Raw genomic sequence first — 15,235 nt, 5'->3', positions numbered from 1 at the left:
CCTTATCTAAATATACGCTCCCACAATGTTTTTTTCGAAGACTTTTTTATCAGTCGTTTCTCGAATTTTTCATCGCGCAACTGCTTTTTTTCTTTTTCGCTCATTGAATTATATTTATCGACATATTCAGAATAATGAGTACATACTTCATTAATATCTCCGAACTCCACGAGCTCTCCGCCTTCGATCCACATACCTGTTTTGCAGAAATCCCGCACTTGGTTCAAAGAGTGAGAAATAAAAAATATCGTTTTGTTCTCTGAATCCCGCAACTGTTTCATATGATTCATGCATTTCTGTGCAAATCCCTTATCCCCTACTGACAGCGCTTCATCAACAATGATGATATCCGGATTCAAAGCCAGGGATATAGAAAAACCCAGACGAGATTTCATACCGCTGGAATATTTTTTAACCGGCTGATATAAGAAATCGCCTAATTCAGCAAAATCGATGACGCGATCTTTTATTTCTTGAATGCGTTTTTTTGAAAAACCCATTAATGCTCCTTTTACATTGATATTCTCTTCACCAGTCAACTGCTGATTCAATCCAGTATTGATCGAGATCAAGGCTTGTTCTCCATTAACGATCATTTCTCCGCCGTCATGGTCAGAAATTCCCGACAAAATTAAAGACAAGGTTGACTTTCCGGAGCCATTTGTTCCTAAAATACCGACTACATCTCCTTTTTTTACTTGAAAAGAAATATCCCGTAAAGCATAAAATTGCTCTTTTTTCTTTGTTTTATCTTTTGTTTTTAATGTATAAATCTTAGATACATGATGCATTTCAACTGCATATTCACTTTTTTTCTCAGACATGTGTAAGCACCTCATTATATCATATCTACCATTTTACGCTTAAAATGATACATCAAAGCTGATCCAATCAAAAATAAGATAATTACGATACCCCAAAAATAAACGGTCAGCGCTGGATGAGCAAAAATTCCTTTTTCAAAGAACATGCAATCCCTATATCCCGTTACTACATAATAGACTGGATTTAATTTCATCAGGAAAGACATAAAATGAATTCCCGAAAAAGATGCTGGCCATAATACTGGAGAAAGATATAATAACATGCGCATCAACGAAGTAACTAACTTTTTGACATCTCGCCACATCATAGTTAATACAGAAGTAACCAGAGACAAGGATTCCAAAAACATGAATGCGCAAAATGCATAATAAATCAATCCCAACCAATAGATAGATGGATAATAACCAAATAGCAATAACATGACAACAGTAATTGCCATCATGCACAGATGGTTAAAAAACTCTTTGACACAAATGGTTGCAGGAAGAACGCTGATCGGAAATTTCATTTTTGTTATGACATTCTTTTTTGAAAAAACTGCACTGCAGCCGGAAGTTATGCATGGTGATATATACCACCATGCAGCAAATCCGACAATGACCCAAGGTAAATAAGGCACTCCATCATAACCTTTTCTCTGCATTCCGATTCCAAAAACAAGCCAATATGTTATGACCTGAATTGCCGGAGAAGCAAAATTCCAAAACAACCCAAATTTCGAATCTCGCATATCTGCTAATAATTCATACTTTGCTATACAAAATATACGATATATATTTGTCATATTTTCCTTTATAACATAAGACACACTTTTTAACATCTTTCTCAGACTCCTTTGTCCTTCTACAGACATTTTACAATATTGCTTCTTAATGGATATATAATCTTTTCATGTGACTACAAATTCACTTTAATGATAGGATTATCGCTATAATGATACAATAAAGGCATATAAAATGCAATGAACCTAGTTTGAACATTTTTTACGTTTTTTTTATTTCTTTTTTACAATAATATTTTACACCAGTCAGGTAAAAAGAAAAACAGACGCAGCAAAAACATCAATACGTCTGTTCTTCTTTCAATCAAATTCTTTTGCACAATCTTTTAATAATTCTATGATCGGTAAATGTTGCGGGCAGGCTCTTTCACATTGTCCGCACGCAATGCAATCACTTGCTTTTCCCTTTCCTTCCACAGCTTGGGCATAGCTTTGCTTTCCGCTTTCGATCTGTCCCCACAATAATTGTTTATTTCTTGCTGCAAATATGTTAGGAATCGGAATATGTTTTGGACATCCTTCCGTGCAATAATGGCAGGCAGTACATGCAATTGATTTGATCTTGCCAAGTTCTTCTTGCACATGATGAATAACTTGAATCTCTTTTGTATCTAATGGCTTGAAATCCTTCATGTAAGACAGATTATTTTCCATCTGTTCCATATTGGACATACCGGATAGAACCGTGATGATGCCATCCAGACTTGCTGCATAACGAATGGCCCAAGATGCATAGGAAGCATTTGGATCAGCCGCATCAAAAATTTCTTGGATCTGTTTTGGAGGATTCGCCAAAACACCTCCCTTGACCGGTTCCATGATCACGATCGATTTTCCATATTTTCTTGCAACTTCATAATTTGCACGAGAAGTGACGCTTGGGTTTTCCCAGTCTGCATAATTTAATTGCAACTGTACAAAATCGGCATCCGAATGTTTTTTTAACAGTTCGTCAAGCAGCTCTGGTCCTCCATGGAAAGAAAATCCCCAATGGCGTATTTTACCCTGTTCTTTTAATTCTTTCACAAAGTCCCAAATATGTAATTCATCATATCGCTTGATATTTTCATTTTTGATGGCATGTAGCAGATAATAATCGATATAACCTGCATTTGTACGCTCTAAACTGGTATAAAACTGCTGTTTGGCACTTTCTTCATCCGGCATTCCTATCCAGGCATTTAATTTTGTAGCCAATGTAAAGCTGTCTCTCGGATAGCGATCCACTAACGCTTCTCTTGCTGCTCTTTCTGAATCACCATTATCATATACATAAGCTGTATCAAAATAAGTCATTCCTGCTGCCATAAACTGATCTACCATTTGTTTCGTTTGTTCGATATCAATTTTTCCATCCTCTTTTTTTGGAAGACGCATCAAGCCAAAACCCAGTTTTGGGGTATTTTCACCAAAATAACGTTCCATAGATTCTCCACTCCTTTACGTTTGCTTTCTCTACCACTATTATATATTCTTTTCAACAAAAAACCATTTTTTCTTCTAAAAGAAAAGCAGATACGATGACGGCATCTGCTCTTTTGCTAACTATACATTGAAACGGAAATGCATGATATCTCCATCCTGCACCTCATAGTCTTTTCCTTCCAAACGCAATTTTCCTGCTTCTTTTACTGCGTGTTCACTGCCCAGTTCATCAATATCTTTAAATGCATACGTTTCTGCACGAATAAATCCTTTTTGGAAGTCCGTATGGATCACGCCTGCACATTCCGGTGCTTTCATTCCTTTTTTAAAGGTCCATGCACGGCATTCATCTTCTCCAGCAGTTAAGAATGTACGAAGATTTAAGATATGATAAGCACTTTTGATGATCTGATCCAATCCGCTTTCTGCAATTCCCAGCTCTGATAAAAATTCAGCTTTCTCCTCTTTATCCAGCGAACTGAGTTCTTCTTCGATCTTTGCACAGATAGGCACGACCAGGCTGTTTTCTGCTTCTGCATACTGTTTGACCTTTTGATAATAAGGATTTGCTTCTGGATCTACAATTTCTTCATCACTCATATTTGCAACATAGATCACCGGTTTCAGAGTCAACAAAGAGAATGCTTTTACGATGGCAAGTTCTTCTTTATCCAGATCAACGCTTCTTGCAGATTTTCCAGCAAGCAATGCTTCCTGTAATTTTTTTAAGACATTGACTTCTGCAACAGCATCTTTATCCTTATTGGTTTGTGCCTTTCTCTCTACTTTTGCCAAACGGTTTTCTACAGTCTGTAAATCTGCCATGATCAATTCCAAATTAATGATCTCGATATCACGAATAGGATCAACGCTGCCTTCGACATGCGTGATGTTGGGATCATCAAAGCAACGTACAACATGGCAAATTGCATCTGTTAGCCGTATATTGGATAAAAATTGGTTCCCAAGACCTTCTCCTTTGCTGGCACCTTTCACCAGACCTGCAATATCCGTGAATTCAAAAGTAGTATAGATCGTTTTCTTTGGATGAAATAACTCGACTAAACGGTCAACTCTTGCATCCGGTACTTCCACTACTCCGACATTTGGCTGAATGGTCGCAAACGGATAATTAGCAGCCTCTACCTGACTTTTTGTAATGGCATTAAATAACGTGGATTTCCCGACATTGGGAAGTCCGACGATTCCTGCTGTTAATGGCATAAATATCATTCCTCTCGCTCTTAATAGTTTACCCTTTTTATGCGATGTTTTCAATACTTCTAAACGGCTTTTATCTTCATGTGCCCTATTGAACAGACAAAAAAAACAGCGATTAAATCTCGCTGTTTATTTGCTATAAAGCGGCTTTAAAAATGTTCTTAACATCTTCTGGGGTCAATTCACGATAAGCCCCTTTCATTCCTTCGCTCGCTTTTTTCGCCATGATATCAAAATGAGTTTCATCGATGCCCACTTCTCTTAAAGTCATTGGAATGCCCATTGAAAGGAAATATTCTTTTGTTTTTTGAATAGCTTCTTTTGCAACATCAAATTTATCTCTTCCTGCTACCGGTATATCCCAAACATGGTGTGCCAGATCAACAAACTTATCTACGCTCTTTTCATCAAGCACATATTCCATCCAATGCGGTGTTAATATAGCCAATCCTACTCCATGCGTAATATCATAAAAAGCACTTAATTCATGTTCCATTGGATGCACGCTCCATGCACATGGCTTTCCTAAGTTCAGCAAGTCGTTAATTGCCCAGCTTCCTGTCCACATCAAATTTGCACGTGCTTCATAGTTCTTTGGATCATTTACTGCAATGATTCCATATTTCACACAAGTAGACAATAAAGCCTCTGCCATTCTATCCTGCATATAGCCTTCTGTATTAGAAAAATAATTTTCCATGATGTGGCTCATCATATCTGCAGTTCCGGCTGCTGTTTGATAAGCAGATACACTGAATGTATAAGTTGGATCTAGTATAGAAGCATATGGACGGAAATCTGGATGCCCTGTTCCCCATTTTTCATTTTTTGTCATATCTGAGATAACAGCAAATGTATCCATTTCAGACCCTGTAGCAGTCAGCGTCAATACAGAGATGATAGGAAGCACGGATACAACTTTGCTAGGATCCAACACGATATCCCAAGGATCTCCGTCATAGCTAACACTGCCGGCAATTACTTTTGCAGCATCGATCGTACTGCCGCCGCCAATTGCAATGACTACATCAATTGCATGCTCTCTGCACAGACGCACGCCTTCTCTTACACTTTCGATCTTTGGATTTGGCTGAACTCCGCTTAATTCCGTAACTGTGATCCCGGCACCTTTTAACTGATCCATAGCCTGGTCATATAGACCAATTTTTTTGATGCTTCCACCACCATAGACCAGCAAAGCATTCTTTCCGCAAGCAGAAACTGCTTCTCCCAAATGTGAAATCTGTCCTTCACCAAAATAAATTTTTGTTTTGATATCATATACAAAATTTTCCATAACAGATACCTCCTGATATCATTATAAAACATAGCAGGCTAAAACACATTCTATATTTTGATTTGTTTTGCAATTGCGTTTGAAGCAATCATCCGTATTCATGATAATCAGACACATTCCAACAATAACCAAAGTAAAAAAGAACCATTTTGGTTCTTTCAGTGTTTGTATTTCCATGTTACAGAAGAAGTTGATACAGATTCACCTGTATACAAATAATAGATGTGATCACAGATAGTATAGATGCTGCGCAAGGTCAAAGACATACTCTCGATCATGCTTTGTTTCCATTCGCTCGGCTGAATCTTGATGCGGAATTCTTCTAGATCATGTTCTGTTTCTGTAAAAAGCTGTCTTAGATCTTTGTCTTCCTCAAATTGTTCTTTCTGATAAGATCTTGCAATCTTTCGTAATATATCCACCAGCTTCGTTTCGATTTTCTGCACATACATCCGTGTATCATGATCTTTGCAACGATTTGCAAATTCCGCTACAGTTCGTGCATTGTCTTTCATCAGCACAAACTCATCCACAATTTTTTTCGATACAAACAATCTTCTGGAGTCAGTAGAAGCTGTAGTTAAAAATGGAGCAAGTTCTTCGATCTGGTGCTGGATCATTTCCTGTAATCGAAGAATCCTCTGCTCCTTCTTCATCACTTTGTATAAAGTCTGATATTCCTTTCCTTCTAACATCTGAATACATATTTCATGTTGTTTACAGACAGTTTCACAGATATTGACCACATTGTTTGTCAGCTTTTCTGTCCGAATCTCTATGTTCAAACCTATCCCTCCTGTCTGTGATCCAAATAGGAATTATCCGAAATCGTAATGTTGACCTTTCATCATATATAAAACATGTTCACAAATATTTTTTATATGATCTCCTGCACGTTCGATATTGCGCAACATTGCACTGATCTCAAATAATTCTTTCAGGGTATCTTCTTTTGATTCATTTGTATTTGCAAGCAGTTGTTCGCGGATATCTTTCATCTGCTGATTGATCAGATCATCACTCTCAGGAATAGCGAATGCAGCATCTTCATCTTGATCTACCATGCATTGCATTGCTTTTTCCAACATCGTGATCAGGTCTTTTTCCATAGAGATTGCATAATCTGCTACTGAATCTCTCAAACCGTCTTGTTTGATCAAAAATTTTGCGATATTTTTTGCATAGTCGCCAATACGTTCCAATTCGGTTGCAATTTTGATCGTACCAATCACTTTGCGCAGATCACTAGCGACAGGAGCTAATAATGCTAATGATTCAATGGCAAGGTCATTGATCTCTTCTTCCATATGATTGATGCGATCATCTGCTTGTATGATTTCCAATTCACGTTCTTTATTTGGTTCTGCCAATACCTCGCAAACACATTCATGCATACTGACAACACGATTGCCCATCTTGACCAAGGTCTGCTCCATCTGTGAGAGTTTTCCATCAATTCTTATCATATCATTTCCTCCTACTATCCGAATCGTCCGGTAATATAATCTTCTGTACGTTTGTCTTTTGGATTTTGGAAAATAACGCTTGTTTTGTCAAATTCCACCATTTCTCCTAATAAGAAGAATGCAGTGTAGTCACTCACACGCGCAGCCTGCTGCATATTATGTGTAACCATGACAATTGTATAATCATTCTTCAATTCCGTTGCCAGTTCCTCTATTTTATTTGTAGAAATAGGGTCCAAGGCAGATGTCGGTTCATCCATCAAGATTACATCCGGTTCCATCGCGATTGCACGCGCAATGCATAAACGCTGTTGCTGTCCACCAGAAAGACCATAGGCACTGTCTTTCAAACGGTCTTTTACTTCATCCCATAATGCAGAACGCTGTAAAGACTGTTCTACAATTTGATTCAAGACTTTCTTGTCCTTGATTCCCTGACAGCGAGGCCCATAAGCAATGTTATCATATATTGACATTGGGAATGGATTTGGTTTTTGAAAGACCATTCCTACACGTGTACGCAAATCAACGACATTTAAGTTTCCTTTATATAGATCCTGCCCTTCTAACAGGATATCCCCTTCAACCCGGCATCCATCGATCAAATCATTCATACGATTCAAGCAGCGTAAGAAAGTGGATTTTCCACATCCAGATGGGCCGATCAATGCAGTGATCGCATTTTTTTCGATCTGCATGTTAAGATCGATCAAAGCTTGTTTTTCTCCATAAAACAAGTTTAAATGTTTTACATCAAATATTACATTCTCCATACGCTACCTCCTAATACCAAGCTTTTGAGAATCGTTTGCTGATTACTTTTACTGCAAAGTTCAAAATTAAGACAAAGAACAAGATAATGATCGAAATAGCACATGCCAATTCATAATTTGGTTGTTCTCCGCTCATGATGCTCCAGATTTGTACAGCCAATGAAGTTCCCTGACTGAGCAATGTCGGGGAATCATTGATGAATGTTCCCATCGTATAAATCAATGCTGCTGATTCACCGATCACGCGGCCAATGCCCAGCAGCACGCCTGTTAAAATACCAGGCACTGCACAAGGCAACACGATCTTAAAGATCGTTTGTGACTGATTGGCACCTACTGACAAGGATGCATCACGCAAATGCTGCGGAACTACCAGAAGTGCTTCTTCCGTAGATCGAATGATCGTAGGCAATAAGATGATGGCCATTGTCAATCCCCCCAGCAAGATGCTTGTTGTCGTTGCTCCAAAAATCTGTGTTACCGGGAAGAGCACGGTAACACCCATCAAACCGAATACGATACTAGGAACACCCGTCAATGTTTCGATACCGCTGCGCAGCATCATATTGAATTTTGACTTTCTGGCATATTCATTTAAATAAATCGCTGCTGCAACTCCAATCGGAATTGCAATGATCAAGGAAACAAGCAACAAATAGAATGTAGAAATGATCGATCCGCGAATACCGCCGCCTGTGGTCTGGATATACATCGCATCCACACTGACCGCATCTTGATCCAGCGTATTCACAAGATCTTGTGCGCCATGCCCGGCTAATCCGCCAGCCAGCTGAATCTTTCCATCCTGATCTGTATATTGCAAACGTGTCATCTGCATACCGACTTGCAACTCAAATGCTTTCGGGTTCTTACGGATACTGACATCGCTTAAATGATACAAAGGTGAATTTTCATCAATATATTCAACAAGGATCATTTTCTCTTTATGTGCATCTACATGATCTACGAAAGCAATACCCCATTTTTCTGAAAAATATGCATCTTCGCTTAAATCAGCAGGACGTTCAAATGTGGTATCCGATTGTGATGTCAATGTTTCTACGGAATAATTTTCAGACCAATAATTATTCTTTAACAGATCAAAATTGATCAAAGACCAACCTTTTGAAAAGATGAAAACAAAGAGCGCAATCAAGACCAAAACGGATATACCGCTTGATAAAAATGTACAACCTTGTAAGATCCCATCATAAAAGTGACGTTTTCTTTGATTTCCCGTTTTTACTTTCATGACATATTACCTACTTTCTTCTTCATCAAATTCAACAAAAAGTTGGATATCAAGATCACGACCATCAATACCAGACCAACGGAGAAACGAATATCATAATCCAATCCCGTCGTTTCTTTTAATCCGGAAAGCATCGTACTGGTTAAAGTACGTGTAATATCAAACAAGTCAAATGTCGGTCCAAACATCTTGTTTCCAGCTACCATGGCAACAGCGGTTGCTTCACCAAAAGCGCGGCCGATTCCCAAGATTGCGCCTGCAAAGATACCTGATTTGGCAGCAATTAATACAACTTTAAAATTCGTTTGTGTTCTTGTTGCTCCCAATGCTAAACTGCCTTCTTCCAATGCCTGATCGACCGAGCTGATTGCTGTAATGGATAATGATGTGATCGTTGGAAAGATCATGATGGCCAACAATAGAATAACGGACAGAAACGAGTTTCCGCCAGCAGTTGAAACACCAATGGATGCAGCTAAATTCATGACCATTGTCGTAATCACACCAGCAGCAAAAACTCCATATACAACAGAAGGAATACTAGCAAGAAGTTCAACGATCGTCGTCATTACTTTGGCTAACCATTTAGGAGCAATTTTTACGATAAATAATGCAGTTAATACGCTTAATGGAAAAGAGATGATCAATGCACCAAACGAAGTTAACAATGTGTTGATTACAATAAATCCAACTCCATATATCCCTTGATCTTGACGCCATGTCGTACCAAATAGAAAATCCAAAATATTTACTTGTCCATTCGCATATCCGGGAAGAAACGGCTGTACGCCCCGCATGAAGACAAACACAACGATTACAGCAATTGCACCGCCTGAAAGGATGGCTGCAATTCGAAAGATGCTTTTCATGATTGTATCTTTTTGCATCTTCTTTCGATTTTTTTCCGGACTGATATGCGGTCTAACTAATTTTTCCATACATTCACCCTATCTACTATTCTTTTCTTATAAAAGCCTTAGCAATGAACTGCTAAGGCTTTGTTCTCATCTTCGAAGTTGAACAATTACTTCAATTCAGACCAAGTAGTAATTTCTCCTGTATAGATACCTTTGATCTGATCGGCAGTTAAATTTGTCACTGCATCATTGTCTGCACTTACAACGGCTACGACTGCATCAATACAATATTGACCAGTTAACAAACCTTTTGAAACATCTTCTCCGTCTTCAAAATTACGTGATGCAAATCCGATATCAGCTGCGTTTGCGCCGTCTTTTTCATCACCAAGAACACGTTTGTAGCCATCACTTGAACCGCTTTGTGTCATTGTGAACTGGAATTGTCCTGCTTCTGCCTGGAATGCTTCCAATGCTGCTTTCAATGTACCTTCTACTGATGTAGAACCTGCTGTACGAATGGTCAAATCAGAGTTGTCTTCATCTACGATCGGATGATTCTTCTTCAATTCAGCCCAAGGTGTTGTTTTATCTAAGTCAACGATACCACCTGCGCTCTGTACAACTTGCTGTCCTTCAGTAGAATTGCACAGATAATCGATGAATGCTTCTACCAATGCCTGTGTACGATCATCTGCAAAGTCACCATCCGCTCTTGTTACATAAGAGAATGGACGCTGCATACCATAACTGCCATCCAAAACAGTTTCTTCTGTTGGTGTTACCCCTTCATAATCCAATGCTTTAATGTTGTTTGCTTCAAAGTCTGTTGACAAAGATACATAACCAAATCCATTTGCATCCTGGCCAACTTTTGTAGCCATATCTCCGTTACTGTCTACTGTAACTGCTGCATCTGTCAAAGACCCTTCCATATCATTTGCTTTTTCAAATGCTTCACGTGTACCGCTGGATGCATCGCGTGAATAAACGGTAATTGAATCATCCCCTGATGATGTTCCACCGCAGCCTGCTAAAGTCAGACCCATCAGACATGCGATTGAAAATGCTGTCATTTTTTTCATGAACTTCATTTGTTCATTCCTCCTTCTGAGCTTTCCTCATTTACAGCTATCATTATACAAATCCATTATTAGATAATCTTCATCGTTTCGTTAATTGTTTTTCAAACCATGTTAAATCTAAGTAAATTTATTTAAAGGCAAGTAAAGTGCTGTTGCCAAAAAAAAAGCATATCTCAAAGATACGCTTTTTCACTCGTCTGTCGGTTTTGCCCGTTCCACTACTTTCTTTAATTTCTTTTCAAACTTGACACGCGGCATCAATACGCTGGCACCGCACCCTAAGCATTTGATGCGAATATCCGCTCCCATGCGAATGATCTTCCATTGTTTGGATTTGTGGCAAGGATGTTCTTTTTTCATTTCGATGATATCATTCAGATCATATTGTGGTACGTCCATTTTCTATTCCCCTTTCATGTTCAATATATGCATGGAGCGTGTTTTCCAATAACATTGCTATCGTCATCGGTCCAACACCCCCTGGTACAGGAGAAATCGCTTTTACCTTTTCTTTAACATCTTCAAAGTCAACATCTCCGCATAGCTTTCCATTTTCATCTCGATTGATTCCTACATCAATGACTACTGCACCTTCTTTGATCCAATTCGCTTTGATCAATTTGCTCACACCGACAGCTGCAATTACAATATCGGCTTCTTGACAAATTTGCTCAATATGCGCCGTTCGAGAATGCGCAATGGTAACTGTTGCATTTTTTGCCAATAACAATTGTGCAATCGGTTTTCCGACGATATTACTGCGCCCTACGACAACAGCACGTTTCCCGCTTAGATCTTGATACCCGATGGATTCTAACATACGCATGATTCCCTTTGGCGTACAAGGAATATTTGTCTGTTCCCCGATCAGCAATTTACCAATATTCATTGGATGAAAACCATCCACATCTTTCGATGAATCGATTGCATTTAGTATTTTGCGCTCTTCAATATGGTCAGGCAGGGGCAGCTGCACCAAGATCCCGTCCACTGCAGTATCTGCATTTAATTCATCGATCAGCTTTAATAATTCTTCCTGTGTCGTTTCCTCTGCCAAACGCACTGTTTTTGTTGCCATTCCGATTGCTTCACAAGCCTTTTCTTTATTGCGGACATAGGTTAAGCTTGCGGGATTCTCTCCTACCAAAACAACGACTAATTGAGGAATACGCATTCCTTTTTCAGTAAATTCTATTATTTGTTTTCGAAGCCCGTCTTTTACATTTTGGGCAATCTGTTTCCCATCAATGATCTGCATATTCTTTCTCCTATTAAAGTGTATCACTATCTAACCAAATGGTCACGGGACCATCATTCAATAATTCAATCTTCATATCTGCACCAAATATACCCGTTTCCACATGAAAGCCTAGTTTTCGCAGCTGTTCATTAAACGCATCATACAAATGGATCGCAACATCTCCTTTGGCTGCTTCCACAAAACTCGGCCGCCGCCCTTTGCGACAATCTGCATATAAAGTAAACTGGGAAATGGAGAGGATCTTTCCTCCCACATCCTGTAAACTGCAATTCATTTTTCCTTGTGCATCCTCAAAAATGCGCAGCGAACTGGCTTTGGATGCCATTTTTGCTATGACCTCTTCATCATCTCGATCACTGCAGCCGACAAACAGCAGAAAGCCTTTCTCAATTTCTCCGGTAATTTTTCCATTTACTTTACAAGAAGCATATTTCACTCGTTGGATCAAAACACGCATATTATCTTTCCTCCTTGACCAACAACACAACGCTCTGTGCCAAAACACCTTCTTCACGCCCGACAAAGCCTAATTTTTCTCCGCGTGTCGCTTTGATCGATATTTGATCCAAGGCACAATGCAGACAGGCAGCCACATTTTCTCGCATCGCATGGATATGCGGTGCCATCTTTGGCTGTTCGATCATGATCAATGCATCTACATTTCCGATTGCATATCCTTTTTCTTTCATCATTTCATATACACAAGAAAGTAAATATAACGAATTTACATTCCGGTATCGTTCATCCGTATCCGGGAAATGTGCACCTAGATCTCCTAAAGCAAGCGCTCCTAAAATGCTCTCTGCGATTGCATGAGTCAAAGCATCCGCATCCGAGTGGCCCAACAGTCCTTTTTCATGTTCAATTTCTACACCGCCTAAGATCAGTTTTCTGCCTTCTGTCAATTGATGTATATCACTGGATTGTCCAATACGAAACAATTTGATCACCTACTCTATTTTCAATTAAAAGTATTATAGCATAAAATAAAATCGTTTCTATTAAAAAAGGGTGCATGATTATTTACACCCTACTTCTTTTTGCCAATAAAATAGCGAAAAAACAACAATCCGCTTCCTGCACAAAAGCATGCGCCTAATAAAAAAGCATAAGCAATACCGATTTGCGAAAACCACCCAAAAAAGAGATTGGTAAATATGGCAACACCATCCATAAACATGGCGAATGCACTTAACATCGCTGCGCGGTTTGCCGTTTGTATTTCCCGATTTTGCAGTTCCATTTGAATTGGTTCAAATATGCTATATAAAATACGTATCCACAATATGGATCCTACAGATCCAGCTATACTGCTTGTCATGCTTAAAAGAAGACAAGCCAGAGCGGCAGTGCCGCACACCAGATATATAGAGCGTGAATACCCTAACTTTCTAATGAACCAAGCAGAAGAAACACTGTATATGCCGACAAATGCAGATACAATATATACAGCTCCAATTCCAGCATCCGATAGATGTACAGCCTGGTACTGCATTTGATTTAAGAACACCGTCACCGTTTGATGTGTCTGCGAGAACAAAGCAATTGCAAGCAATAATAAGAAAAGCTGCTTTTTTTGAAACAATGACCGTATATCCTTCCATATCGCATTTCGTTCATCTTGCTTGCTTGTCTCTTCCTTCACTTCCACAAGAAAAAAAGATAACAACATCGCAAGACCATAACTATATACGCTCCACAATGCGGCTTGATCATAGCGTTCTTGAATAAAAACAGAAAAAAGGATTGCGGCAAGAAATAATCCGCCCATTTCTAATCCGCGATACATACCAAATACATGCTGGCTGTTCTTCTTATCACATGATAAATACAAAATACTGGCATCTACACCGGATATTCCGGCAACTACCACGCTCAACAATACTCTCTCGATAAAAAAGAAAGAAAAACCATCTGCCTGCCAAAAGACAATCTTTGATAAGAAATAAAGAATACAACAAAAAATCATGGTTCGACGATAACCGATCTTTTCTGAAAGAATGCCCCATGGAACTTCTAAAGCAATACATATTGCAAAAGAAATGCTTTCCAGCAATGTAATTTCAAAAATGGTAATGCCATGTGCCTGTCGATATAGAGTGGCAATTGGTGCATAAAATATCATGCCCTGCAGGAACGCAATTGCGTACATGATCCACACGTTCCTTTTCATAAAACATGATCCTTTCTATAAATATGATAAAGATATGACAGAAATAAATTTTACATGCTTTTTCCCCCAGATGTTCTTATTTGTATAGATTATAACATGAACCGTCATTTATTTCTATTTCATCTGATCTATGCTACAATAAATTGCATCTCCTATGATAGAAAGGAAACATGATGAACATTCGATATGCGAGCCAAAATGATCTAAATGATTTAGCCGTTCTTTATGCCTGTGCCAGAGAAAAAATGAAAGCAAACAAGAATCCACATCAGTGGGGAGATAATCAACCGGCGATGGCTGTTTTACAACAAGATATAGCAAAGAAACAGTTATATGTTCTTGATGAGCAAAACAAGATCTATGGAGCATTCGCTTTTATCATCGGAGAAGATCCTACTTATCAAATGATATATGATGGTCATTGGCTCAATGATCTTCCTTATGGAACCATTCATCGACTGGCAAGCAATGGACAACATCCACACCTATTCGCAAATGTATTGCAATTCTGTGAACAAAAGATAACGAACATTCGAATCGATACACATGCGGATAATACGATCATGCAGCATTTGTTAAAAAAATATGGTTTTGCTTATTGCGGCATCATTCATGTAGAAGATGGTTCTCCTCGTTTAGCATATCAAAAATCAAAAAAAGAATTGTAATCTTTTTTTGATTTTGTTATTATGATACCTGACTTTAGAGGTTGAATAGTAAAAAATGGTGCAACACTCGATATTTGATTATCGAGTATGCATCATTTTTATTTGTTTATCTGTTAGATAATAATTTGTTATTGGTTGATTTAATTTTTTG

At 38.6% G+C, this 15,235-nt stretch carries 17 protein-coding genes; 1 reads left to right on the top strand and 16 read right to left on the bottom strand.

The annotated features are described in order from the left end of the window. Nucleotides 1-2: 2 nt before the first annotated feature. From BQ9859_RS02585 to BQ9859_RS02510, 16 genes are all read right to left on the bottom strand, one after another. The gene (locus BQ9859_RS02585; protein WP_075876720.1) at nucleotides 3-824 is read right to left on the bottom strand and encodes an ABC transporter ATP-binding protein; all 822 of its coding nucleotides are present in this window, start codon (nucleotides 822-824) and stop codon (nucleotides 3-5) included. Between the two features lie 14 nt (nucleotides 825-838). Next, nucleotides 839-1,645, bottom strand: coding sequence for an ABC transporter permease (locus tag BQ9859_RS02580; protein ID WP_075876719.1), 807 nt, complete (start codon nucleotides 1,643-1,645; stop codon nucleotides 839-841). Nucleotides 1,646-1,906: 261 nt separating this feature from the next. Further along, nucleotides 1,907-3,031, bottom strand: coding sequence for an aldo/keto reductase (locus BQ9859_RS02575; protein WP_075876718.1), 1,125 nt, complete (start codon nucleotides 3,029-3,031; stop codon nucleotides 1,907-1,909). A gap of 120 nt (nucleotides 3,032-3,151) precedes the next feature. Next, nucleotides 3,152-4,255, bottom strand: coding sequence for a redox-regulated ATPase YchF (ychF, locus tag BQ9859_RS02570; protein WP_075876717.1), 1,104 nt, complete (start codon nucleotides 4,253-4,255; stop codon nucleotides 3,152-3,154). 133 nt (nucleotides 4,256-4,388) lie between these two features. Continuing rightward, nucleotides 4,389-5,549, bottom strand: coding sequence for an iron-containing alcohol dehydrogenase (locus tag BQ9859_RS02565; protein ID WP_075876716.1), 1,161 nt, complete (start codon nucleotides 5,547-5,549; stop codon nucleotides 4,389-4,391). A 158-nt stretch (nucleotides 5,550-5,707) separates the two neighbouring features. Continuing rightward, entirely contained in the window at nucleotides 5,708-6,334 is a 627-nt protein-coding gene (locus tag BQ9859_RS02560; protein WP_075876715.1) for a phosphate signaling complex PhoU family protein, read from the bottom strand. A 33-nt stretch (nucleotides 6,335-6,367) separates the two neighbouring features. Continuing rightward, complete coding sequence (gene phoU, locus BQ9859_RS02555) at nucleotides 6,368-7,015, bottom strand: phosphate signaling complex protein PhoU (RefSeq protein ID WP_075876714.1); 648 nt, start codon at nucleotides 7,013-7,015, stop codon at nucleotides 6,368-6,370. A 14-nt stretch (nucleotides 7,016-7,029) separates the two neighbouring features. Then, nucleotides 7,030-7,788 carry a phosphate ABC transporter ATP-binding protein PstB gene (gene pstB / locus BQ9859_RS02550; RefSeq protein WP_075876713.1) on the bottom strand — a complete coding sequence of 253 codons (759 nt, stop codon included), beginning with the start codon at nucleotides 7,786-7,788 and terminating at the stop codon, nucleotides 7,030-7,032. A 10-nt stretch (nucleotides 7,789-7,798) separates the two neighbouring features. Beyond that, a complete protein-coding gene (pstA, locus tag BQ9859_RS02545; protein ID WP_075876712.1) occupies nucleotides 7,799-9,040 on the bottom strand; it encodes a phosphate ABC transporter permease PstA in 1,242 nt (413 codons plus the stop codon). Continuing rightward, complete coding sequence (gene pstC, locus BQ9859_RS02540; protein ID WP_075876711.1) at nucleotides 9,037-9,978, bottom strand: phosphate ABC transporter permease subunit PstC; 942 nt, start codon at nucleotides 9,976-9,978, stop codon at nucleotides 9,037-9,039. Before pstC ends, pstA begins: the two co-directional genes overlap by 4 nt. A gap of 86 nt (nucleotides 9,979-10,064) precedes the next feature. Then, on the bottom strand, nucleotides 10,065-10,991 hold the full coding sequence (locus tag BQ9859_RS02535; protein WP_075876710.1) for a substrate-binding domain-containing protein: 927 nt from the start codon (nucleotides 10,989-10,991) through the stop codon (nucleotides 10,065-10,067). A 180-nt stretch (nucleotides 10,992-11,171) separates the two neighbouring features. Further along, complete coding sequence (locus BQ9859_RS02530) at nucleotides 11,172-11,381, bottom strand: DUF951 domain-containing protein (protein ID WP_075876709.1); 210 nt, start codon at nucleotides 11,379-11,381, stop codon at nucleotides 11,172-11,174. Continuing rightward, entirely contained in the window at nucleotides 11,362-12,240 is an 879-nt protein-coding gene (folD, locus tag BQ9859_RS02525) for a bifunctional methylenetetrahydrofolate dehydrogenase/methenyltetrahydrofolate cyclohydrolase FolD (RefSeq protein WP_075876708.1), read from the bottom strand. Before folD ends, BQ9859_RS02530 begins: the two co-directional genes overlap by 20 nt. Nucleotides 12,241-12,253: 13 nt before the next feature. Continuing rightward, entirely contained in the window at nucleotides 12,254-12,700 is a 447-nt protein-coding gene (gene dtd / locus BQ9859_RS02520; RefSeq protein WP_075876707.1) for a D-aminoacyl-tRNA deacylase, read from the bottom strand. A gap of 1 nt (nucleotide 12,701) precedes the next feature. Continuing rightward, a complete protein-coding gene (gene ispF, locus BQ9859_RS02515) occupies nucleotides 12,702-13,184 on the bottom strand; it encodes a 2-C-methyl-D-erythritol 2,4-cyclodiphosphate synthase (protein ID WP_075876706.1) in 483 nt (160 codons plus the stop codon). An 89-nt stretch (nucleotides 13,185-13,273) separates the two neighbouring features. Further along, entirely contained in the window at nucleotides 13,274-14,416 is a 1,143-nt protein-coding gene (locus tag BQ9859_RS02510) for an MFS transporter (protein WP_075876705.1), read from the bottom strand. A 173-nt stretch (nucleotides 14,417-14,589) separates the two neighbouring features. Between BQ9859_RS02510 and BQ9859_RS02505 the strand changes: the two genes are divergently transcribed. Next, on the top strand, nucleotides 14,590-15,084 hold the full coding sequence (locus BQ9859_RS02505) for an N-acetyltransferase (protein ID WP_075876704.1): 495 nt from the start codon (nucleotides 14,590-14,592) through the stop codon (nucleotides 15,082-15,084). Nucleotides 15,085-15,235: the final 151 nt, after the last annotated feature.

The organism is Merdibacter massiliensis (genome assembly GCF_900155395.1).
Lineage (GTDB): Bacteria > Bacillota_I > Bacilli_A > Erysipelotrichales > Erysipelotrichaceae > Merdibacter > Merdibacter massiliensis.
Note: the sequence above shows the minus strand (reverse complement) of the source record. Positions and strands in the feature narration are given on the sequence as shown.

Coding starts and splice junctions, on each gene's coding strand:
- BQ9859_RS02585 (WP_075876720.1), bottom strand. CDS start 824: ATGTCTGAGAAAAAAAGTGAATATGCAGTTGAAATGCATCATGTATCT.
- BQ9859_RS02580 (WP_075876719.1), bottom strand. CDS start 1,645: ATGTTAAAAAGTGTGTCTTATGTTATAAAGGAAAATATGACAAATATA.
- BQ9859_RS02575 (WP_075876718.1), bottom strand. CDS start 3,031: ATGGAACGTTATTTTGGTGAAAATACCCCAAAACTGGGTTTTGGCTTG.
- ychF (WP_075876717.1), bottom strand. CDS start 4,255: ATGCCATTAACAGCAGGAATCGTCGGACTTCCCAATGTCGGGAAATCC.
- BQ9859_RS02565 (WP_075876716.1), bottom strand. CDS start 5,549: ATGGAAAATTTTGTATATGATATCAAAACAAAAATTTATTTTGGTGAA.
- phoU (WP_075876714.1), bottom strand. CDS start 7,015: ATGATAAGAATTGATGGAAAACTCTCACAGATGGAGCAGACCTTGGTC.
- pstB (WP_075876713.1), bottom strand. CDS start 7,788: ATGGAGAATGTAATATTTGATGTAAAACATTTAAACTTGTTTTATGGA.
- pstA (WP_075876712.1), bottom strand. CDS start 9,040: ATGAAAGTAAAAACGGGAAATCAAAGAAAACGTCACTTTTATGATGGG.
- pstC (WP_075876711.1), bottom strand. CDS start 9,978: ATGGAAAAATTAGTTAGACCGCATATCAGTCCGGAAAAAAATCGAAAG.
- BQ9859_RS02535 (WP_075876710.1), bottom strand. CDS start 10,991: ATGAAGTTCATGAAAAAAATGACAGCATTTTCAATCGCATGTCTGATG.
- BQ9859_RS02530 (WP_075876709.1), bottom strand. CDS start 11,381: ATGGACGTACCACAATATGATCTGAATGATATCATCGAAATGAAAAAA.
- folD (WP_075876708.1), bottom strand. CDS start 12,240: ATGCAGATCATTGATGGGAAACAGATTGCCCAAAATGTAAAAGACGGG.
- dtd (WP_075876707.1), bottom strand. CDS start 12,700: ATGCGTGTTTTGATCCAACGAGTGAAATATGCTTCTTGTAAAGTAAAT.
- BQ9859_RS02510 (WP_075876705.1), bottom strand. CDS start 14,416: ATGAAAAGGAACGTGTGGATCATGTACGCAATTGCGTTCCTGCAGGGC.
- BQ9859_RS02505 (WP_075876704.1), top strand. CDS start 14,590: ATGAACATTCGATATGCGAGCCAAAATGATCTAAATGATTTAGCCGTT.